Below are 19,232 nucleotides of genomic sequence, written 5' to 3' on the forward strand. Positions count from 1 at the left end.
GTTGACGTTTTACGGACCGGAAGAAAAGGCCACTGCGTCGGATATATTCGCAATATCGTTCGATTTCTTACTTTTCGACCACCGATATTGGGCAATTGGTTATCTTTGCGCAAAAACCGGCTCCCGAAAATGAACCAAAAGATAATTCAGAGCATTTCTCTCGCCAAACTGCTCGAAATATACGGGCACCGTCCGGACGACCTCCTGCTCGACGGCTGCGTCATCGCCTCCCGCGTACGGGTGAAAGACAACGCGAGCAACGACCTGTTCCGTTACCCCACGCGGCTCAACGCCTTCGCCGTGGTATTCTGTTCGCAGGGTACGATCACGCTCACCTCGAACATCACCCACTACACGATCGGCGAAAAGACCCTCTTCGTGAATCTGCCCGGCACCATCATACAGGGCGAACCCTCGCCGGACAGCGTGGTGTTCGCCCTGATCTGCGAAGAGGAGTTCTTCCGGCGGATCAACATAGACGTCAAACTGGTGGCCGGGCTTTTCCTCAACGTGGAAAAACATCCCTGCATCCCGCTCGACAGAGAGGAATGGGAGGGGGTCGGCCGATCGTTCGATGAGATACGGGCGGAAGGTTCGATCCCCCGCTCCGACCGCTACTCCCCGGAAATCATGCGCTCGATGATCCGGACGCTCGCCTACAAGATATGCCGCATCATCGAACACCGCATACAGACCGACACGACGCTCCGGAGTTCGCCCCGAAGCCGCAATGAAGAGTATTTCAACGAATTCATGAGCGTGCTCACCAAACACTACACCCGGCACCGCTCCGTCGGATTCTATGCCGAACAGCTGCACCTGACCCCAAAATACCTGACGACGCTCATCCGCAGGATCAGCGGCCGGACGGCGATCCAATGGATCGACGACTACGTCATGGTCGAAGCCAAGAACCTGCTGAAATACTCCACGATGAGCATCCAGGAGATCGCCTACTACCTGAACTTCCCCAACCAGTCCTCTTTCGGGAAGTATTTCCGGAACCACACGGACATGACCCCTTCGGCATACAGGCAGACCCAGTGACACGGTCCGCCCCGGCCCTACTCGCTCTCCCGGCCTCCCGGCTCTCCGTATCCGAAATCTTCCAGCAGTTTCATGATACGCGCATAGGAGTCGTCGATCTTATCCGCACCGATCTCCCCGGAGGCGACACCGGATTTTATGATCCCGTGGCAACGTACCGCAAGGTTCTTTTCGTACACCGCAGCGTTATTGCCCACGACGATGAGGTTCACTCCTCCGTTGATCGCCAGCGCCAGGGCCTTTTCCAGGGAGTAGTTGTCGACGATCGCCCCCATGTTCATGTCGTCCGTGGCGATCACGCCCCCGAATCCGAGCCGTTCCCGGAGCAGGCCGGTCAGTGTCTTGTGCGACAGCGAAGCGGGATACAGGGGGTCGATCCTGCGGTTCACCAGGTGGCCGACCATGACGATCCCCTCATAACCGTTTTCCACGAACCGCCGGTAAGGGACCAACTCATCCGGCCGCCACGTATCGGTTATGTCGACCAATCCCAGATGGCTGTCGCTGCGGGAACTGCCGTGTCCGGGGAAATGCTTCAGCGAAGTTACGATCCCCCGCCTGTGGTGCTCTTCCACCCATCGGCCGGCGAACAGGCAGACGGAGTCGGGATCGGACGAGAAAGAGCGCCCGTACCTGGCGATGATCGGATTCGAGGGATTGAGGTTGAGATCGACACAGGGAGCGAAATTCACATTGATTCCGCACCCGGCCAGGACGGAAGCCGTCTGTGCGGCCCGAAGCGAAGCGCTGTCGGGCGACCCGGAGGCTCCCTGTGCGGCGGCCGTCACCGTCGGAGGGAATCCATACCGGGATTTCAGTCTGTTGACCATGCCCCCCTCCTGATCCACCGCTATCAGCAACGGCCCGTCCGAAAGAGAGCGCAGCGCGGCCGTCAGCGCTTTCAGCTGCCGGGGCGACCGTATGTTGCGTTCGCCCATTCCGCCCGGCACATCGACGTCGAACAGGATCACTCCGCCCACATGATACCGAACGATGGCCTCTTCGATCTCCTCCGAGGGGACGGTTCCCCTGAATCCGGACACGATCATCCGTCCGATCTTCACGTCCATGCAACTGTCGCAACGACAGGTATCGGCGAGGTGGCCGCGGGCGGTCGCGGCAGCGGTCGCGGCGGCGAACAGGAATGACAGCAGGAACTTTCTCATAATGCACTACGGATCAACAGACATCGCCGCCGGACGTCACCCTCCCGGCACGATATTCCGGGTAAAGTTATTCAAAACAAACGTTATTTCCGACGAATTGACTAAATTTACGTGCCGTGCATCCGGCAGCAGCATGCCGGAATGCCGCGCCACACGGAAACGGAGGACATCCTATGGTTCGGATAGAGGGAAATATAGTGGATATCGTCGGGAAGGAGATTTTCGAAGGTTCGGTCGAAGCGGAGAAGGGGATTATCTCCGCCGTACGCAGGCACCCGACCAAGAGCCGGAGCTACATCACGCCGGGATTCGTAGACGCCCACGTGCATATCGAGAGTTCGATGCTGACACCCGAGAATTTCGGTCGGGCGGCCATACGCCAGGGAACCGTGGCTGTGGTTACGGACCCGCACGAAATAGCGAACGTCATGGGGGCGGAGGGAATCGAATTCATGATGGAAAACAGCAGACGGTCGCCCCTGAAGACCTTTTTCACGATTCCCTCCTGTGTGCCGGCCACCTCCTTCGACCGGGCCGGCGGCACCGTATCGTCGGAAGAGGTGGCGAGACTCGCCGCTTCGGGACGGTTCGTGGGGCTGTCCGAGATGATGGACGTGCCGGGAGTCCTGTCGGGCGACAGGGAAGTGACGGCCAAACTCGACGCCGCCCGGCGGTTCGGCCTCCCCGTGGACGGACATGCCCCGCTGTTGTCGGGCGCACGCCTCGCCGGCTATGCCGGCCGGGGTATCTCCACCGACCACGAGTGCGTATCGCTCGCGGAGGCCGAGGAGAAGATCGCACTCGGGATGAAGATACTCATCCGCGAAGGAAGCGCAGCCTGCAATTACGAGGCCCTGAAACCGCTGATCCGCACCCACCCCGACCGGGTGATGTTCTGCACCGACGATTCCCACCCGCGGGAAATCCTGTCCGGAGGACACCTGCGCAGGCACGTAGCCCGCTCCGTGGCGGACGGTTGCGACCTGTTCGACGTACTCAGGATCGCATCACTCAACCCCGTGCGGCATTACGGGCTCGACGTCGGACTGTTGCAGGCGGGAGACAAGGCCGACTTCATCGTCGTGGACGATCTGGAGACGTTCGAAGTGCAGCAGGTCTACATCGGCGGAGCAGCGCGGCCGGAGAGTGCCATGTCTCCCGTCCGTCCAGTAATGCCGAACCGTTTTGCGCATGAAGGGGTTACCCCCTCGTCGCTGCGGAAAGCGGTGGACGGACCAGTGCAGGTAATTTCGCTCATCGACGGGGAGATATTGACCCGTTCGGTCACCTATTCGCCCGGACGCCCCCACACGAACCTGGAATGCGACCCGGCGGAGGACATCGCCAAAATAGTCTATGTCAACCGTTACGACAACGGGATTCCGCAAGTGGCGTTCTGCAAAGGTTCCGGCCTACGCACGGGAGCTCTCGCCAGTTCCGTCTCGCACGATTCGCACAATATCATCGCCGTCGGGTGTTCGGACGAGGAACTCGCCGGAGCGATCAACGCGGTGGTCGAACGCAAAGGAGGTATCGCCGTCTGCCGGGCAGGCAAAACCGAAATACTGCCCCTGCCCATCGGAGGCATCATGAGCGACCGTTCTGCCGAGGAAGTCGACACCGCATACCGTAAACTCGAACGAATGGCCGCAGAGATGGGCTGCACGCTCGGCGCTCCGTTCATGACCCTGTCGTTCCTTTCGCTGGTCGTCATACCGGAACTCCGAATCGGGGAGCGCGGCCTGTTCAGTTATTCCCGTTTCAACTGGATATAGGTGCCCGACAAGAATTCGGATATTTCGGAGGTCATCCGGGATCGTCATTTCTGCATCACAAACGACGATTTCAAGGTATCCGTGTTACGCAAAAAAGGCTGACAATCATCAGATTGCCAGCCTTCACTATGAGCGGAAAACGAGACTCGAACTCGCGACCCCAACCTTGGCAAGGTTGTGCTCTACCAACTGAGCTATTTCCGCAATCTGCTTCAGAACTTCCGTCCTTTCGGGAGTGCAAATGTAAAATGATAAATTTTAATTTGCAAATGTTTGCCTGAAAAAAAATCAGAACTTATTTCTTTCTGTCAACAACGGCAACCCGTTTTTGCTTTTCAAGCGGGACAAAAGTAGCAGTAAAATTTCATATTTACAAATCCGGCCCCGATTTTTTTGCTACTTTTCTGCCACACGGGTCAGAACCAGGTCCGAAAGACCGAGCAGAACGACCGTAGCGCTCTCCTCCGACTCCTTGACGACGACCGAAGGATAATAGGTCCTGCCCGCCGCCTCGAAAGCCTTCACAACGATCCGGTTCCGATCGTCGGATATCTCCGTCCGGAACGGCTCGCTGAATACGGCCGTCTCCCCGTCGCAGCCGGCCAGACAGTTCGAAGCAAGATTCGTCTCGTAACGGAACAGGGGCGGCGCGTCATCGGCAGCGGGAACGATCACCCGCTCCGTCTCTTCCTCCAGGCTTTCCACCGTCGGTCCGTCGGTCTCCTCCCTGACAAATTCCAGGAACCATTTGGGACCGTAATCATTGGAGGCGTCACCCAGACCACCGTTCCAGTAGTTTCCGAAACGGCCGTCCTTATTGCTCCGCAGATCGGCCGGGCTGTAATAGGTTATATCGCCGAATCCCAGACAGGCAATCCGGCCTTTCGACAGATAGGTCGCCTCGGTGGCATCGTCCACCCCCTGCACGATCTCCACGGGGAAGGCGATCGTCTCCCCCTCTTCATTGTCCCCGCGCTTCACCTGCATGGTCGCCGTCCATTTTCCCAGCAAAGCGATGAAGATTTCGGGCGGTTTCACTCTCGTGACGACAGCCCGGGCCATCGTCTCCACGGCACCGTCGGCATACTCGGCATAAGCGATCACCGTATAGGACGTTTCCGGCTCTTTCCCGGCAGAGAACAAACCCGAAAGGCCATCCAGTTCGTTGCACACGCTCAACTGCCCTTCGTCGAGCGGAACACCCTCTTGACCGATCTGCTCGTAAGTCTCACCCGCCTCGATCCGGGCTTCCGCTTCCGAAGAGGGAAGCACGAGTGTCAGCACCCGGGTCGCATGGCGCGTACGGACATCGTAAAATACGGTATTGTAACTGTAATATCCCTCATCGCTGCGGGTACTCGACAAATAGGCCGACACCTCCAGCGGCGACATTCCCTCCCCGTCGTACTCCTTATCCTCGGCACAGGAAACGTACCCCAGCACCGAGCAGGCAAACGACAGTTTCAGCAAACAAGCGAGAAATTTCATACGGCATCACATTAAAGCGGCTTCGCCACCCCGACAAAAATAGGCATTTATTTCCCGAAAACGAAATCTCCCGGTCCGTGTTCACGAGCCATGGAGGGATTCGGCATATTTTTCACCGGGCCCGGCAGTCGGGCGACATCTCCGCCCCCCAACATGGCGGTTCGGTATCTTTTCCAATCGCAAAAACGACCTTCAAACGAGGTCGTCTTTGCTCTGAAATTTCAAGAAAATTATCGTCTTCCGTCGGATATCAGTTTCCGAAGCCGTCCCCGTCGTTTTTCAGATAGAACTCCGAAATCTGGGTCTGCCCGAACCTGTCGGTCCACGTGACCCGGTATTTACCCTTGAAACCCCGGAAACGCACGATCCCGCTTTCCGGCAGAAGAATGGTCTTCCGGGTTTTCCACTCCTCGTTGACCAATTCGTTCAGCGCATAATAAGCCGTTTTAGGCTCCATGTTCCGGGTAAACAGACCCGAGGTGGAGGACTCCCCGGCCGCGCCACAGTCATCCACCACGTTCCACCACGTAATGCCCATCACGGGTTCGACGCTGAACCACAGGCGGAACATATTCCGTGTCAGCACGGCTTGAATGGCCCAGTCGCGTTTCCCGTTCCCCGGAGACGCTATCGTAACTTCGCTCATGTGGATCGGCACCCCCGTCTCACCGAACGAACCTAATCGGTCCCACACGATCTGCGGGGTCTCGATCTCCGCCCCTTCCGAAGCAGACCGGCTTCCCTTGGCACCGAGCTGGTGCATCTGCGAACCCATGATGTCGATCCTGCACCCCCGGGCCAACAGACCTTTCACCTGGTCGGCATAGGCCTTGCCCTTGCCGTCCCGGTAATAGTCGTTGATGTTCAGCGCCACGCTTTCCGGGAAAACCTCCTCGGCCGTCTTCAGCGCTTTGTAGTCGTACTCGCCCGGCATCAGCCCGTACCAGCTTTTGCACAACTCCTCGCCTTCGGCCAGATTGCCCAGGGCATAGTCCTTGGCACTCTCGTTCACCACGTCCCAGCTATGGATGCGGCCCTGGTAATACTCCGCGATCTCGACGATACGCCTGCGCTGCACGTCCGCGATCTTCTTCGTGAAATCGGGCAGCATGCCGGCCAGTTTTTTGGGACTGAGCCGCTCATAAGCCTCCGTGAACTCGTCCGCCCGCAGCGTATTGTTTTTCGAGGCGTATTCTTTGACCAGAGGAGCCATCTTCGCCTTCTCCTCCCCGGTCATCAGTTCATCGGCAATCCAGTTGGGATACTGCCACCGGCGGTTGCCCCACACCAGCGTATGACCGTGCAGACGGATTCCCCTGCTCTCGCAGAACTCGACCACCGGGTCGGAGGCCGGACGGCGCCAGTGGGGCTGCATCTTGGGCTCCTCCACCTTATTCCAATACTCCTCGGTGTCCCAATACTCGCCCTTGAAACGCAGACGCCCGGGCTGCATCTCGAACGCATTCCAGTAGAAGGCGATCGTAGCCGAATTGAACAGCGTACCGTAGAGACTCTTGTACCTGTCGTTCCGCTCCTTCGTACCCAGCTGGTCGAAATTGAAGATATGGGCCCCGAAGATGAAGTCGTGGGAAACCTGTTCGATCCGCACCTCCGTACCGGGCCTGCCGTCGGCAAACGACAGGACGGCATCGGCTTTCCGGTTCTTTTCGATGTCCCGGTCGATCTTCTCCTGCACGTCCCGGTTCCAGATTTTCCAATAGGCCTCGCTCATGATTCCTTCCCGGTCCTCCTCTCCGCTCTTCGGGAAAGAGGGCTGCGCCGAGGCCTGCAAGCAGGAAAACAGCAGGAGAGAACCGATCAATACGTTCGTTTTCATCGTTATCGTTTTTTCAGGGTTTTTCGGGTCACAAACACACAAAAAAGCTTCCGAATCATGAACTCAGAAGCTTTTTCCTGTCCGTCCGGCACATCCGGACTTCACCGAGCTGTTGACGAGGATTGAACTCGTGACCTCTTCCTTACCAAGGAAGTGCTCTACCACTGAGCTACAACAGCATTGCATAAAAATCAGAGCGGAAGACGAGGCTCAAACTCGCGACCCTTAGCTTGGAAGGCTAATGCTCTATCAACTGAGCTACTTCCGCAAAAGTATTGCTTTTTTCTTAAATTTCCGTCTGAAAAGAACTTTTTTTCACCTTTCCGTGGGAGAAGATGGATTCGAACCACCGAAGGCGTACGCCAGCAGATTTACAGTCTGCCCCATTTGGCCACTCTGGTATTCTCCCTTTTCAATGAACGCCGCCGGTCTCTCGTCCACAAACAGGGAGCACGCCCGGGATTTCAGCGGGACAAAAGTAAAGATCATTTTTGAATTCTGCAAACCAAAGTTGCACTTCCGTGAAAAATAACTACCTTTATCGGTCGAAAACGGCATGACGAACTACTATGGAACGATCCAAACAACTGCGCAGGGTGATCCTGCTGCTGGCGGCCATCCTGGCCTTCGAGTTGCTCTTTCTCGGATACCTGATCCGGCCGGGCAGCATTTTCGTCTGGATATCGGTCGGCGTTATCGCCGTCGTATGCCTCTACCTCGTCGTCATATCGCTGGCTCTGACCAGAGAACTCAATAAAACGGAGAAACCATGAAAAAAATCCTGATTATCGGCGCCGGAGGCCAGATCGGCTCGGAGCTCACCGTCCACCTCAGAAAACTGTACGGCAACGCCAATGTCGTCGCCACCGATGTCCGCGAATGCAAGGCACTCGGGGAAACGGGCCCTTTCGCCGTGCTCAACGCCCTGGACGCCCACTCGTTCGCCTATACGGTCAACAAATATAAAATCGACACGATCTTCAACCTGGTGGCCCTGCTCTCGGCCGTAGGGGAGAAAGACCCCCAGCTGGCGTGGAACATCAACATGGGCGCCCTGATGAACTCGCTCGACGTGGCCCGCCAGTACCAGTGCGCGGTCTTCACCCCCAGTTCGATCGGGGCGTTCGGCCCCTCGTCGCCCAAAGACCACACCCCGCAGGACACGCTGATGCAACCCACCACGATCTACGGCGTCTGCAAGGTGACGGGCGAACTGCTCAGCAACTACTATTACCTGAAATACGGTGTCGATACGCGCAGCGTGCGCTTCCCGGGCATCATCTCCAACGTCACCCTGCCGGGCGGCGGCACCACGGACTATGCCGTGGAGATTTTCTACGAAGCCGTCAAACACGGCCGTTTCACCTGTCCCATCCCGCAGGACGTCTTCATGGACATGATCTACATGCCCGACGCACTGAACGCCTGCGTCGAACTGATGGAAGCCGACCCGGCCCGCCTGGTCCACCGCAACGGATTCAACATCACGGCGATGAGTTTCTCCCCGGAGATCATCTGCAAGGAGATCAAAAAGCACCTGCCCGACTTCAAGATGGATTACAAGATCGACCCCGTGAAAGAGGCGATCGCCCGCAGCTGGCCCAACAGCCTGGACGACACCTGTGCCCGCGACGAATGGGGCTGGAAACCTACCTGGCAGCTTCCGGAAATGGCGACCGACATGCTGGAATCGATCCGACGCAAACAAGCAGAAGGAAAATTGTGAATACGATACAAAGAAACGACTGCATACACTTATACTAATGCGACAACAAACCTTTAATATCGGATGCCTATGAATTAAAACAAACTGATTTCTATCCAAACAATACATAAAAGGCGTTAGCTTTTTCTTGCTTTCTGAAACTTCGACATTTCAAAAATAACACAAGAATAAAGCGTAAACGTCCATGCTTCCGCGTGGGCTTTACTTATTATTCGTGTTATTAGGTTGTCGAAGGCCTCAGAAAGCGAATGAAAGTATTGGCCCACGTTTTTTATGTAATCTTTATTTAAGTTCATTCTCTTTGGGCCAAGGAGCAAAACAACAAAATAACCAAAACATGAAAAGAATTATCATCTTTCTCTTGTTATCGACTTTTACCATAAGCTTTACATCCTGCGCAACCATTTTTACTAAAAGTAGTTACCCTATAACTTTCACATCGAACCCGACGGATGCGAACATAACAATCGTAAATAGCTCTGGAAAAACGCTTTACACAGGATCAACCCCTACCTGCGTCAGACTCAAAGCGGCCGCTGGATATATGAAAAAAGAAGAATACTCAGTAACATTCTCCAAAGAGGGATGTACCTCCCAAACGATTCCCTTAATATGCAATATGGATGGCTGGTATTTCGGGAACATTCTGATAGGATGGTTAATAGGATTTTTGATTATTGATCCGGCATCTGGTGCTATGTACAAATTTCCGGAAACCAATATCAATGTCGTTCTCAAACAAACGGATAAAGATACAAAAAAAGAACTCAGGATCATAGACATCGGTCAAATACCCGAGGACGCTGAACTGACTCGCATTTATTAGTATCTAAATAATACTGCATAAATTAAAAACTGACTTTTTGGTAATTCCGCGAAATATTGTTATTTTTGCAGGCTGTTTAACTATTAAAACGATTATCGCAATGCCGAAAATGAAAACGAACTCCGGTGCGAAGAAACGCTTCGACTTCACCGGAACAGGACGGATCAAGAGAAAGCACGCTTTCAAGAGCCACATCCTGACCAAGAAAACAACCAAACAGAAACGGAATCTGACCTACTCGGGTCTGGTTTCTCCGGCCGACGAGGCCAATGTAAAACTGCTTCTCGTCAAGTAGTTCTTTGTTAAACTAAGAGTGTGCCAGCCCCGAAGAGTCTGAGAGAAACAGGCCGCTGAACATTCGTAAAACTTATCACTATGCCAAGGTCAGTAAATGCAGTAGCATCCAGAGCCAGAAGAAAAAAAGTTTTAAAGCTTGCCAAAGGCAACTTTGGTTCAAGGGGAAATGTATGGACCGTCGCCAAAAACACGGTCGAAAAAGGTTTGACTTACGCCTACCGGGATCGTAAGAACAAAAAACGGACATTCCGCAGCCTGTGGATTCAGCGTATCAACGCCGCAGCCCGCAGCAACGGCATGACCTACTCGGAATTCATGGGCAAACTCGCCGCCAAGGGTATCGCGCTCAACCGCAAGGTATTGGCCGATCTGGCGATGAACAACCCCAAGGCATTCGAAAAAATCGTTAAGACAGTTAAATAGCGGCCGGCAGGCCGTGACGGACAGCCGCCTCTTTCGGGGCGGCTGTCTCTTTTTCATAGAAAAAAACTATCGTGGCATAAAATTTTCCGATTTGCACGGACGACGGGAAAAAAGTATCTTCGTCACAACAAAACAAAAACAGCGAAACCATGGAAGAGAAAATTCTGAAAGCAATGGCCGCCGGCACGCCGATGCGTCCGGGCGACATCGCGGCAGCAGCCGGAGTGGACAAGGACGAAGCCGCGAAAATCATCAAGAAACTGGCCGCCGAAGGCAAAATCTACTCGCCGAAGCGGTGCTTCTACGAGATCAAGAAATAGCATAACGCTTTTTATCCGGAAGAGTTCCGCAGGTTGCGCCTGCGGAACTTTTTTTACGCCCACCTTTTATTATCTTTGCATACGATGAAAGGGAACCTGCTGGACATACTCGAACGCTACTGGGGATACACCTCTTTCCGGCCCATGCAGTCCGAAGTGATCGAATCGGTGCTGGAAGGCACGGACACCCTGGCCCTCATGCCCACGGGCGCGGGCAAGTCGCTTCTCTACCAGGTCCCGGCGATGGCCTCGCAAGGGGTCTGCATCGTAGTGACTCCGCTGATCGCCCTGATGAAGGACCAGGTGGACCGGCTCCGCCGCATGGGCATTCCGGCCTGTGCCGTCCATTCGGGGCTCTCGACCCGCCAGATCGACATCCTGCTCGACAACTGCGTCTATGGCGACGTGAAATTCCTCTATGTCGCCCCCGAAAGGATCGCCAGCGAGACCTTCCGGATGCGCCTCACCCGGATGAACGTCTGCCTGCTGGCCGTAGACGAGGCGCACTGCATCTCGCAATGGGGCTACGATTTCCGGCCGGCCTACCTGCGGATCGCCGAGATACGCCGGCTGATCCCCGACACTCCCGTGCTGGCCCTCACCGCCTCGGCCACGGGCGACGTGGTGACGGACATCATGCGCCACCTGAAATTCCGCGACGGCACCGTACTCCGCTCCAGTTTCGCCCGGCCCAACCTCTCGTACAGCGTGCGGCGCACGGAAGACAAACCCCAGCAGCTACTGCGCATCGTCCGGGGCGTACCGGGCACGGGCATCGTCTATGTCCGGCTGAGGGAGAGCACGGAAGAGGTCGCCTCCCTGCTCCGTTCGGAAGGGGTCACGGCAGAAGCGTATCACGGCGGCCTGCCGCACACCGAACGGGCCGCACGGCAGGAACGCTGGATGAACGGGGAGAGCCGGGTGATGGTCGCCACCAACGCCTTCGGGATGGGCATCGACAAGGCCGACGTGCGGTTCGTCGTGCATTACGACTTGTGCGATTCGCCGGAGGCCTACTACCAGGAGGCCGGACGAGCCGGACGCGACGGACGGCGTTCCTACGCCGTGCTGCTTTTCAGTCCGGACGAACCGAGCCGGGCCACGCGCCGGTTCAACACCGAATTCCCCTCCGTCGAGACCATCCGTTCCTGCTACGAAGCCGTCTTCAACTACCTGCAGATCGGCATCGGCGAAGGCAAGGAGAGCGCCTTCGATTTCGACCTGCGGGATTTCGCTGCCCGGAGCCGGCTGTTTCCGGCCACGGCCCTCAGCGCCATCAAGATATTGGAGCAGAACGGCTATTGGGAACTCAGCGACGAAAACGACCGGCCGCCCCGCATCATGTTCACCGTCAGCCGGGACGACCTCTACAAGATACGGATCGACCGGCAGGAGCTGGACCACTTCCTGCGCACGATCCTGCGGCTCTACGACGGCGTCTTCAGCCACTTCGTCCGGGTAGACGAACAGCAGATCGCCGACTGTTCGGGTTATACGGTGCCCCGTGTCCGGGAACTGTTCGAGAACCTGTGGAAACTGAGGGTCATCCGCTACATTCCGGGCAAACGCTCGGCCCTCCTCTACCTGAGCGAGGAGCGGCTTCCCACGGGCGACGTGATCATCTCACCCGAAAGCTACCGCATCCGCAAACGGCTCAGCGGCGAACGCATGGTCAGCCTGTTCCGCTATGCGGAGAACGAATCGGAATGTCGCAGCGTCCTGCTCCGGCGCTATTTCGGTGAGGAAAACCCCGAACCCTGCGGCATCTGCGACATCTGCCTGCGGCATAAAAAAGCGAAACCGGCTCCGTCGCAAAACGGACCCGCCGGAGAGGGAAGCGGCAGCGCTTCCGGCCTGCGGGCCGAACCGGGAGGCCCTCCGCCCACGGAGGGCGCCCTGCTGGAGACGCTCGCCGCCGGTCCTCTCCCGGTGAAAGAAGTGTTCGCCCGTTTCACGGCTCCGCCCGAAGAGGTCGCCTCCGTCGTGGACAGACTTCTGGCCGAAGGCAAAATTTCGCTCGACGCAGGGGGCAGAATCGGAATAAAATGAGTACCTTTGCACGAAGATGAATACCCCGTTTCAGGCGAACATATCCAACGAAGAACTGGCAGCCCTTCCGCTGGCACAATTCCCGGGCCGGATCACGGTCGTGGACCGGGAGGAGATGCTGGCCGAAGCCTGCGCGGAGCTGATGGGCCGGCGGGCGATCGGGTTCGACACGGAGACCCGCCCTTCGTTCACCAGCGGCATTTCGAACAAGGTGGCCCTGCTGCAACTCTCCACGCCCGACCACTGTTTCCTGTTCCGTCTCTGCAAACTGCGTCTGGACAAGGCCCTCATCCGGGTGCTGGAGAGCCCCGACGTACTCAAGATCGGAGCCGCCGTGCGCGACGACATCAAAGGCATGCAGAAACTGAGACATTACAGGCCGGCCGGATTCATCGACCTGCAAAGCATCGTGGAAAACTACGGCATCGCCGAAAAGAGCGTCCGCAAGATGGCCGCCGTCACCCTCGGCATCCGCATATCGAAGGCCCAGCGGCTCAGCAACTGGGAAGCCTCCACCCTCACCCCCGCCCAGCAACTCTATGCCGCCACGGACGCATGGGTGTCGTTGGAAATCTATCGCAAATTACTTTCTTTCAAATGATCCCGAAAATCATCCTGCGACGCGGCAAGGAGGAATCCCTGCGGCGGTACCATCCCTGGGTCTTCTCCGGAGCCATCGAGCGAAGCGAAGGCGATCCCCGGGAAGGTGATCTCGTCGACGTATACGGCCGGAACGGCGAATTTCTCGGCCGGGGCCACTGCCAGATCGGCTCGATCGCCGTGCGCATCCTCTCCTTCCGGCAGGAAGAGATCGACCAGTCGTGGTGGAACGGCCGCATAGCGGGCGCCTATGCCCTGCGCAAGGCTCTCGGCCTGGCGGAAAGCGCCGACACCACCTGCTACCGGCTCGTCCACGGCGAAGGGGACGGACTGCCGGGCCTCGTAGTAGACATTTACGGACGCACGGCGGTCATACAGTGCCACAGCGTCGGGATGTACGTGGTCCGGGAACAGATCGCCGAAGCCCTCCGCACGCTGTACGGAGAGCGGCTTGGAGCCATCTACGACAAAAGCAGCCAGACCCTTCCCTTCAATGCGGGGCTCGATGCCTCCGACGAATACCTTTACGGAACCGACCCGGGCGAAGAACCCGTACTGGAACACGGCAACCGCTTCCTGGTCAGCTGGGAGAGCGGGCAGAAAACGGGATTCTTCATCGACCAGCGGGAAAACCGTGCATTGGTGGGCCGCTACGCCGCCGGGCGCACCGTACTCAACACATTCTGCTATACGGGGGGCTTCTCCGTCTACGCCCTGCGGGGCGGAGCCCTGAGCGTCGATTCGGTGGACAGTTCGGAGCGGGCCGTCGCACTGGCCGCCCGCAACGCGGAACTCAATTTCGGGACCGGAGCATCCCACCGGGCCATCGCCCGCGACACGTTCGATTTCCTGCGGGAGACCCCGAAGGACGCCTACGACCTCATCATCCTCGACCCGCCCGCTTTCGCCAAGCACCACAAAGTGCTGGGCAACGCGACCCAGGGGTACAAACGCCTCAACGCTGCGGCACTGAACAAAATCCGGCCCGGGGGCATTCTCTTCACGTTCAGCTGTTCGCAGGCCGTAAGCCGGGAGCTGTTCCGAACCACGGTCTTCTCCGCCGCCGCCATTTCGGGCCGCAGCGTGCGCATCCTGCACCAGCTCACCCAGCCGGCCGACCACCCGATCAACATCTACCACCCCGAGGGGGAATACCTCAAGGGACTGGTGCTCTACGTGGAATAGACCCGCCCCGTCACTCCATGCGGCGGACCAGCACCTGCGTTTCAGGCTGGTCCGAAAGCAGTTCCGCAATCCGGCCGACAGGGGTGACATCGGGGACCTCTCCGTAATGGCAGGGATACAGAACGGCCGGCCGCAGCCACCGGGCGGCCTCAACCGCCTGTGCCACCGTCATCGTATAGGGCTGATTGACCGGAAGGAAGGCAATGTCCACATCCTTCAACGCCTTCATTTCCGGCGTAGGTTCGGTATCCCCGGCGACATAGACGTGCGTACCGCCCAACGTCAGCACATAACCGTTGTCCCGTCCGCGGGGATGGAAACGATCCCTCCCCGCCGTGGTATTGTACGCCGCCACCGCCCGGGCGGAGAGCCACGGAGCCGCATCGAACACACCCCCTTCGCTGAGCGCTACCACCCGCACCGGATGCCCTCCGGAATCGGTCACGTCACCCAAAAGCCGTTCCACCTCCCGGTTGCAGACGATCGCCGTATCCGCTTTCAACAAGGCCCGGACGGCTGCCGGATCGAAATGGTCCGAATGTTCGTGCGTAACGAAGACGACGTCCGCCGCAGGAAAGGCCCCGTAATCCGCATAAGCCGAAACCGGATCGACATAGACCGCATATTGTGCCTCTCCCGTCCGGTAACCGACGGCCAGCGAAGCATGGGCGAAAAAAACGAACGTAAGCGTACCGCCTTCCGGCGTCTTGTAGGAATCCGTTTCATAGCCGAGCGTACCGGCTACCTCTTTCAATACAGACGACATAGATTTCCGTTTTTTACGAATATACTTCATTAAACGGTACAAAAAAAGGGCCCGAAGGCCCTTTTTTCATTATGTACCGGAATTATTTGCTCTTAAGCGAAACGATGACCACCAGATCGGGAGTCTCTGCAGAGGCATCGGACATACGCACCTCTATATTGAGCAACAGATCCATCACAGCCGATTTAACAGTACCGCTCAACGAACCGGAAATATGTCCCAATGCAGCCAAAGCGTCCGAAGTAATCACTCCGTTATACGCCATCGTAACATTTCCCTCGCTACCGGAAACCGTAATTCCGTTGAGGCTGATAGGCACTTCGTTCTCCCCGTCCATCGAAAAACCTTTCAACTCGAGGTTCACCGTATTATCCCCGGCAGCTTTAACAATCACGGAAGCGTCAATCGCTTCGGAAGAGGGATCAGGAGCGGAACCAAGTCCTACCCGTATATCAACCGGATAGGTTCCTTCTACTGTCTGAGCCAGAGTTTTCGACTCGTCATCATCGTTGCAGGCAGTAAACAGAAGACATGCGGGCAGAGCCAGCGCACAGCACATGAATAAAAATTTTTTCATCGTCAACACATTTAATCAGATTAAAAATAGAACAATTTCTATTTTACAAATATATGCATAAAGCGGACAATAGAATCAAAGTCCTTTCTTTTCGACCACAAAAACACATAATGAACCAAAAACCCGCGGAAACTCCGCCCCCCTCCGCGAACCGGAAAACAAACCGGATTCCGCCGCCTCCCGGCCGTCACTTCCGGAGCCGCACCCCGCTCCGGACAAAGAAAAAGCCCCGGCGGAAACCGGGGCTTCGACTGAGTATGCAGAGGTTACTACTCCGAAACGGGTGTAACGCTGACGTACGATTTCCCGGAGGCCTTCTTGCAGAAGTCCACCTTGCCGTCCACCAGGGCGAAGAGGGTGTGGTCCTTGCCCATACCCACGTTCTCGCCGGGATTGTGCACCGTGCCCCGCTGACGTACGATGATATTGCCCGCTTTGGCGAACTGGCCGCCAAAGAGTTTCACGCCCAGCCGCTTGCTTTCCGACTCACGGCCGTTCTTCGAGCTACCTACTCCTTTCTTGTGTGCCATTTCTTTTCAGTGTTAAGCGTTAAGCGATTACAATGTCGTCGATAAGGATCTGGGTGAGCAACTGACGGTGTCCGTTTTTCACCTTGTACCCTTTTCTGCGGCGTTTCTTGAAGACGATCACCTTGTCGTCCTTCAGATGCCGGAGAATGGTGGCATTGACCGTGGCCCCTTTCACTACAGGTGTGCCCACATTGACCTGACCGTCGTCTTCCGTAAGCAGGATTTTGTCGAAACTCAGCGAGGAACCTTCCTCCCCCGCAAGACGGTGAACATAGAGTTTCCGACCTTTTTCAACCTTGAACTGTTGACCTGCAATTTCTGCAATAGCGTACATTAATTCTGTTTTTTGTACAATTCGGACTGCAAAGATAGGGCTTTCCTCCGAGAAAACAAAAAGTTCCACGCTTTTTTACCCGGGCGAGGCCCTAAAATCATCCGCCCACCTCCCCGCCGCGCAGGAAAAACCGGAATTATCCGTTATCTTTGCCTACCCAAAAGAACGAAACGCATGAAAAAATCCCTGTTACCGCTCCTGCTCCTGTGGCTGCCCGCACTGCTCGGCGCCCGGGGAATCGACCACGCCGACCTGTTCGTCGCCACGGCCGGAGACCACGGCCAGAACGACCCTTCGGCCACCGTACCTTACGGCATGGTGCGCGTAGGCCCCGACACCGATCCCCGGAGCCATTCCGGCTACAACTACGAAAAGAACACCCTGCTCGGTTTCTCGGTCAACCGGTATGCGGGCGTGGGGTGCAACGGCACGGGCGGCAACCTGCGCATCCGGCCCCTCACGGCCGGGGAAACCGCGGTCCTGATCGACAAGACGACGGAACACGCCGTGCCGGGTTATTACGAAGCGACCCTCACCAACGGAATCCGGGTCACGCTCACCGCCACCCGCAACATGGCCATCGAACGGTTCCACTTCGGCCCGAACCGCGAGATCGAACTCGAAGTCGATCCCCGCTCCTCGCTGGCGAAACTGACGGGAGCCGGATGGGAAGTCCTCTCCTCCACGGCCCTCTCCGGCTGGTACCAGGCACGGAACGTCTGCGACCGGGGCCTGTACAAACAATATTTCCATCTGAAGGCCGGCCAGCCGTTCGAGCTCGTGCGCGGCGAGAAACCGCTGCTGCGTTTCTCGAAGGAGGAGACACCCTACGTGGAGATACGGATCGCGCTCTCCCCGCTGAGCGAAGCGGCGGCCCTGCTGGAATCGGCCGTGCAGGAGGACGTCTCCTTCGAACAGGCGCAGCGGACGGCCTACGACACGTGGGCCGCCAAACTCGGCAAGATCGAAGTCGAGGGGGACGAATCCGACTTGAAGATGTTTTACAGTTCGCTCTACCGGGTGTTCCTCTCCCCTTCCGACGTCACCTCGTCCCGGGGTCTCTACCTCGACAGCGGCGGCCGCGTACGGCAGGCCGAGGGATTCACCTATTACAGCGGATGGTCGCTCTGGGACACCTACCGCACCAAATTCCCGCTGCTTTCCCTGCTGGAAGGCGAACTGTACGGCCAGTTCTGCCGTTCGCTCGCCGAACTCTACCGCAGCGGCAAAGACGCCTGGGCCACACCGCACGAGAGCACCCCGACCTGCCGGACGGAGCATGCGGGCATCATCCTGCTCGACGCCCTGCGCAAGGGAATCGGAGGCTTCGACCTGAACACCTGCTACGAACAGATGAAAAAAGAGGCGGAAACGCTGTCCATGGCTTCGCCCGACAACTTTCTCGAATCGGCCTACGACCTCTGGGCGCTGGCCGGCATCGCCGGGGAACTGGGACACGAGGAGGACCGCAGGAAATACGCAAGGATGTCGGAAGAGACCTGGGAGGAAATCTGGAAGGAGAAATTCATGCGCATAGACGACAGCACGTTCGACATCATGCACGGCGACGGTCTTTACGAAGGCACCCTGTGGCAATACCGCTGGGCCGTTCCCTTCGCCACGGAGACACTCGCCGAAATCGCCGGAGGCAGGAAGACCCTGGCGAAAGAGCTGGAATACTTCTTCTCGCACGACCTGTACAACCACGGCAACCAGCCCGACATCCACGCGGCCTACCTGTTCAACCGCTTCGGACGGCCCGACCTGACCCAAAAATGGGTGACCCGTATCCTGGCGGGAGAAATGACGCAGCGGTACGGCACCCACAAACAGTTCAAAACGCCCTACCGGGGCAAAATATACAGGCCCGAACCGCGGGGATTCATTCCCGAGATGGACGACGACGACGCCACCATGTCCTCGTGGTATGTCTTCTCCTCGATGGGTCTCTTCCCGCTTGTGGTCGGGGAACCCTACTATGAAATCACGGCTCCCCTTTTCCGGAAAATCACCCTGCGGCTCGACAACGGCCGGACGTTCGTCATCGAAAACCGGCGGACGCCCGGCTCCGCCAAACCGATCGAACGGCTGACCCTGAACGGGAACCGGATCGAAGAGTGGAGGATCGGACACGCCGACATCCTGCGCGGCGGCGTGCTCGTGATCGAGTGACGACGAACCGCGAAACGACGCACGACCGGAGGGAAAACAATCGGTTTTCCCTCCGTTTTTCACATCCGGACACGATTCGGGTGCGGTTTTTGATTCCTTTTTCCCTGTTACCGC

19 protein-coding genes and 4 tRNA genes are annotated in these 19,232 nt (G+C 57.3%); 12 read left to right on the forward strand and 11 right to left on the reverse strand.

Features of this window, described 5'->3' with window-relative positions; genetic code table 11:
* Positions 1-129 precede the first annotated feature (129 nt).
* Complete coding sequence (locus INF32_RS07685) at positions 130-1,047, forward strand: helix-turn-helix domain-containing protein (RefSeq protein WP_226387762.1); 918 nt, start codon at positions 130-132, stop codon at positions 1,045-1,047.
* Positions 1,048-1,064: 17 nt separating this feature from the next.
* Here INF32_RS07685 and INF32_RS07690 read toward each other — a convergent pair whose 3' ends face one another.
* Positions 1,065-2,213 (reverse strand): glycoside hydrolase family 3 N-terminal domain-containing protein, encoded by a 1,149-nt coding sequence (locus INF32_RS07690; protein ID WP_226387763.1) that lies wholly within the window; start codon positions 2,211-2,213, stop codon positions 1,065-1,067.
* Between the two features lie 173 nt (positions 2,214-2,386).
* Between INF32_RS07690 and ade the strand changes: the two genes are divergently transcribed.
* A complete protein-coding gene (ade, locus tag INF32_RS07695; protein ID WP_226387764.1) occupies positions 2,387-3,988 on the forward strand; it encodes an adenine deaminase in 1,602 nt (533 codons plus the stop codon).
* A gap of 131 nt (positions 3,989-4,119) precedes the next feature.
* Here ade and INF32_RS07700 read toward each other — a convergent pair.
* The 6 genes from INF32_RS07700 to INF32_RS07725 all read right to left on the reverse strand — a co-directional run bounded on the left by INF32_RS07700 (position 4,120) and on the right by INF32_RS07725 (position 7,722).
* Positions 4,120-4,192 (reverse strand) — tRNA-Gly (locus INF32_RS07700).
* Positions 4,193-4,384: 192 nt separating this feature from the next.
* Complete coding sequence (locus INF32_RS07705; RefSeq protein WP_226387765.1) at positions 4,385-5,476, reverse strand: hypothetical protein; 1,092 nt, start codon at positions 5,474-5,476, stop codon at positions 4,385-4,387.
* A 250-nt stretch (positions 5,477-5,726) separates the two neighbouring features.
* Complete coding sequence (locus INF32_RS07710) at positions 5,727-7,313, reverse strand: endo-1,4-beta-xylanase (RefSeq protein WP_226387766.1); 1,587 nt, start codon at positions 7,311-7,313, stop codon at positions 5,727-5,729.
* 107 nt (positions 7,314-7,420) lie between these two features.
* A tRNA-Thr gene (locus INF32_RS07715) sits at positions 7,421-7,492 on the reverse strand.
* Positions 7,493-7,508: 16 nt separating this feature from the next.
* A tRNA-Gly gene (locus INF32_RS07720) sits at positions 7,509-7,581 on the reverse strand.
* A 58-nt stretch (positions 7,582-7,639) separates the two neighbouring features.
* A tRNA-Tyr gene (locus INF32_RS07725) sits at positions 7,640-7,722 on the reverse strand.
* Positions 7,723-7,882: 160 nt separating this feature from the next.
* Here INF32_RS07725 and INF32_RS07730 point away from each other — a divergent pair.
* From INF32_RS07730 to INF32_RS07770, 9 genes are all read left to right on the forward strand, one after another.
* Positions 7,883-8,086: a hypothetical protein gene (locus INF32_RS07730; RefSeq protein WP_226387767.1), complete on the forward strand. Its 204-nt coding sequence runs from the start codon at positions 7,883-7,885 to the stop codon at positions 8,084-8,086.
* Positions 8,083-9,039, forward strand: a complete 957-nt coding sequence (locus tag INF32_RS07735; RefSeq protein ID WP_226387768.1) for an NAD-dependent epimerase/dehydratase family protein — start codon at positions 8,083-8,085, stop codon at positions 9,037-9,039. The genes INF32_RS07730 and INF32_RS07735 overlap by 4 nt, the downstream gene beginning before the upstream one ends.
* A 337-nt stretch (positions 9,040-9,376) precedes the next feature.
* On the forward strand, positions 9,377-9,865 hold the full coding sequence (locus tag INF32_RS07740; protein WP_226387769.1) for a hypothetical protein: 489 nt from the start codon (positions 9,377-9,379) through the stop codon (positions 9,863-9,865).
* Between the two features lie 100 nt (positions 9,866-9,965).
* A complete protein-coding gene (gene rpmI, locus INF32_RS07745; RefSeq protein ID WP_226387770.1) occupies positions 9,966-10,160 on the forward strand; it encodes a 50S ribosomal protein L35 in 195 nt (64 codons plus the stop codon).
* An 80-nt stretch (positions 10,161-10,240) separates the two neighbouring features.
* Positions 10,241-10,585, forward strand: a complete 345-nt coding sequence (gene rplT / locus INF32_RS07750) for a 50S ribosomal protein L20 (RefSeq protein WP_226387771.1) — start codon at positions 10,241-10,243, stop codon at positions 10,583-10,585.
* Positions 10,586-10,734: 149 nt separating this feature from the next.
* Complete coding sequence (locus tag INF32_RS07755; protein ID WP_226387772.1) at positions 10,735-10,905, forward strand: helix-turn-helix domain-containing protein; 171 nt, start codon at positions 10,735-10,737, stop codon at positions 10,903-10,905.
* An 84-nt stretch (positions 10,906-10,989) separates the two neighbouring features.
* Positions 10,990-12,954: a RecQ family ATP-dependent DNA helicase gene (locus INF32_RS07760; protein WP_226387773.1), complete on the forward strand. Its 1,965-nt coding sequence runs from the start codon at positions 10,990-10,992 to the stop codon at positions 12,952-12,954.
* 16 nt (positions 12,955-12,970) lie between these two features.
* A complete protein-coding gene (locus INF32_RS07765; protein ID WP_226387774.1) occupies positions 12,971-13,555 on the forward strand; it encodes a 3'-5' exonuclease in 585 nt (194 codons plus the stop codon).
* The gene (locus INF32_RS07770) at positions 13,552-14,739 is read left to right on the forward strand and encodes a class I SAM-dependent rRNA methyltransferase (protein ID WP_226387775.1); all 1,188 of its coding nucleotides are present in this window, start codon (positions 13,552-13,554) and stop codon (positions 14,737-14,739) included. Before INF32_RS07765 ends, INF32_RS07770 begins: the two co-directional genes overlap by 4 nt.
* Before the next feature lie 10 nt (positions 14,740-14,749).
* Here the strand turns inward: INF32_RS07770 and INF32_RS07775 are convergent, their stop codons facing one another.
* The 4 genes from INF32_RS07775 to rplU form a co-directional block, all read right to left on the reverse strand.
* Positions 14,750-15,505: an MBL fold metallo-hydrolase gene (locus tag INF32_RS07775; protein ID WP_226387776.1), complete on the reverse strand. Its 756-nt coding sequence runs from the start codon at positions 15,503-15,505 to the stop codon at positions 14,750-14,752.
* Positions 15,506-15,587: 82 nt separating this feature from the next.
* Positions 15,588-16,082: a calycin-like domain-containing protein gene (locus INF32_RS07780; RefSeq protein WP_226387777.1), complete on the reverse strand. Its 495-nt coding sequence runs from the start codon at positions 16,080-16,082 to the stop codon at positions 15,588-15,590.
* A gap of 269 nt (positions 16,083-16,351) precedes the next feature.
* Positions 16,352-16,612 carry a 50S ribosomal protein L27 gene (rpmA, locus tag INF32_RS07785; protein WP_226387778.1) on the reverse strand — a complete coding sequence of 87 codons (261 nt, stop codon included), beginning with the start codon at positions 16,610-16,612 and terminating at the stop codon, positions 16,352-16,354.
* A gap of 19 nt (positions 16,613-16,631) precedes the next feature.
* The gene (gene rplU, locus INF32_RS07790; RefSeq protein ID WP_226387779.1) at positions 16,632-16,946 is read right to left on the reverse strand and encodes a 50S ribosomal protein L21; all 315 of its coding nucleotides are present in this window, start codon (positions 16,944-16,946) and stop codon (positions 16,632-16,634) included.
* A gap of 174 nt (positions 16,947-17,120) precedes the next feature.
* Here rplU and INF32_RS07795 point away from each other — a divergent pair, with 174 nt between their 5' ends.
* Entirely contained in the window at positions 17,121-19,118 is a 1,998-nt protein-coding gene (locus INF32_RS07795) for a glycoside hydrolase domain-containing protein (RefSeq protein ID WP_226387780.1), read from the forward strand.
* The last annotated feature ends 114 nt before the right edge of the window (positions 19,119-19,232 follow it).

The organism is Gallalistipes aquisgranensis, assembly GCF_014982715.1.
Lineage (GTDB): Bacteria > Bacteroidota > Bacteroidia > Bacteroidales > Rikenellaceae > Gallalistipes > Gallalistipes aquisgranensis.

Bases quoted from the DNA above. Each gene is read 5' to 3' on its own strand.
- INF32_RS07685 (WP_226387762.1), top strand. From the start codon at position 130: ATGAACCAAAAGATAATTCAGAGCATTTCTCTCGCCAAACTGCTCGAA.
- INF32_RS07690 (WP_226387763.1), bottom strand. From the start codon at position 2,213: ATGAGAAAGTTCCTGCTGTCATTCCTGTTCGCCGCCGCGACCGCTGCC.
- ade (WP_226387764.1), top strand. From the start codon at position 2,387: ATGGTTCGGATAGAGGGAAATATAGTGGATATCGTCGGGAAGGAGATT.
- INF32_RS07705 (WP_226387765.1), bottom strand. From the start codon at position 5,476: ATGAAATTTCTCGCTTGTTTGCTGAAACTGTCGTTTGCCTGCTCGGTG.
- INF32_RS07710 (WP_226387766.1), bottom strand. From the start codon at position 7,313: ATGAAAACGAACGTATTGATCGGTTCTCTCCTGCTGTTTTCCTGCTTG.
- INF32_RS07730 (WP_226387767.1), top strand. From the start codon at position 7,883: ATGGAACGATCCAAACAACTGCGCAGGGTGATCCTGCTGCTGGCGGCC.
- INF32_RS07735 (WP_226387768.1), top strand. From the start codon at position 8,083: ATGAAAAAAATCCTGATTATCGGCGCCGGAGGCCAGATCGGCTCGGAG.
- INF32_RS07740 (WP_226387769.1), top strand. From the start codon at position 9,377: ATGAAAAGAATTATCATCTTTCTCTTGTTATCGACTTTTACCATAAGC.
- rpmI (WP_226387770.1), top strand. From the start codon at position 9,966: ATGCCGAAAATGAAAACGAACTCCGGTGCGAAGAAACGCTTCGACTTC.
- rplT (WP_226387771.1), top strand. From the start codon at position 10,241: ATGCCAAGGTCAGTAAATGCAGTAGCATCCAGAGCCAGAAGAAAAAAA.
- INF32_RS07755 (WP_226387772.1), top strand. From the start codon at position 10,735: ATGGAAGAGAAAATTCTGAAAGCAATGGCCGCCGGCACGCCGATGCGT.
- INF32_RS07760 (WP_226387773.1), top strand. From the start codon at position 10,990: ATGAAAGGGAACCTGCTGGACATACTCGAACGCTACTGGGGATACACC.
- INF32_RS07765 (WP_226387774.1), top strand. From the start codon at position 12,971: ATGAATACCCCGTTTCAGGCGAACATATCCAACGAAGAACTGGCAGCC.
- INF32_RS07770 (WP_226387775.1), top strand. From the start codon at position 13,552: ATGATCCCGAAAATCATCCTGCGACGCGGCAAGGAGGAATCCCTGCGG.
- INF32_RS07775 (WP_226387776.1), bottom strand. From the start codon at position 15,505: ATGTCGTCTGTATTGAAAGAGGTAGCCGGTACGCTCGGCTATGAAACG.
- INF32_RS07780 (WP_226387777.1), bottom strand. From the start codon at position 16,082: ATGAAAAAATTTTTATTCATGTGCTGTGCGCTGGCTCTGCCCGCATGT.
- rpmA (WP_226387778.1), bottom strand. From the start codon at position 16,612: ATGGCACACAAGAAAGGAGTAGGTAGCTCGAAGAACGGCCGTGAGTCG.
- rplU (WP_226387779.1), bottom strand. From the start codon at position 16,946: ATGTACGCTATTGCAGAAATTGCAGGTCAACAGTTCAAGGTTGAAAAA.
- INF32_RS07795 (WP_226387780.1), top strand. From the start codon at position 17,121: ATGAAAAAATCCCTGTTACCGCTCCTGCTCCTGTGGCTGCCCGCACTG.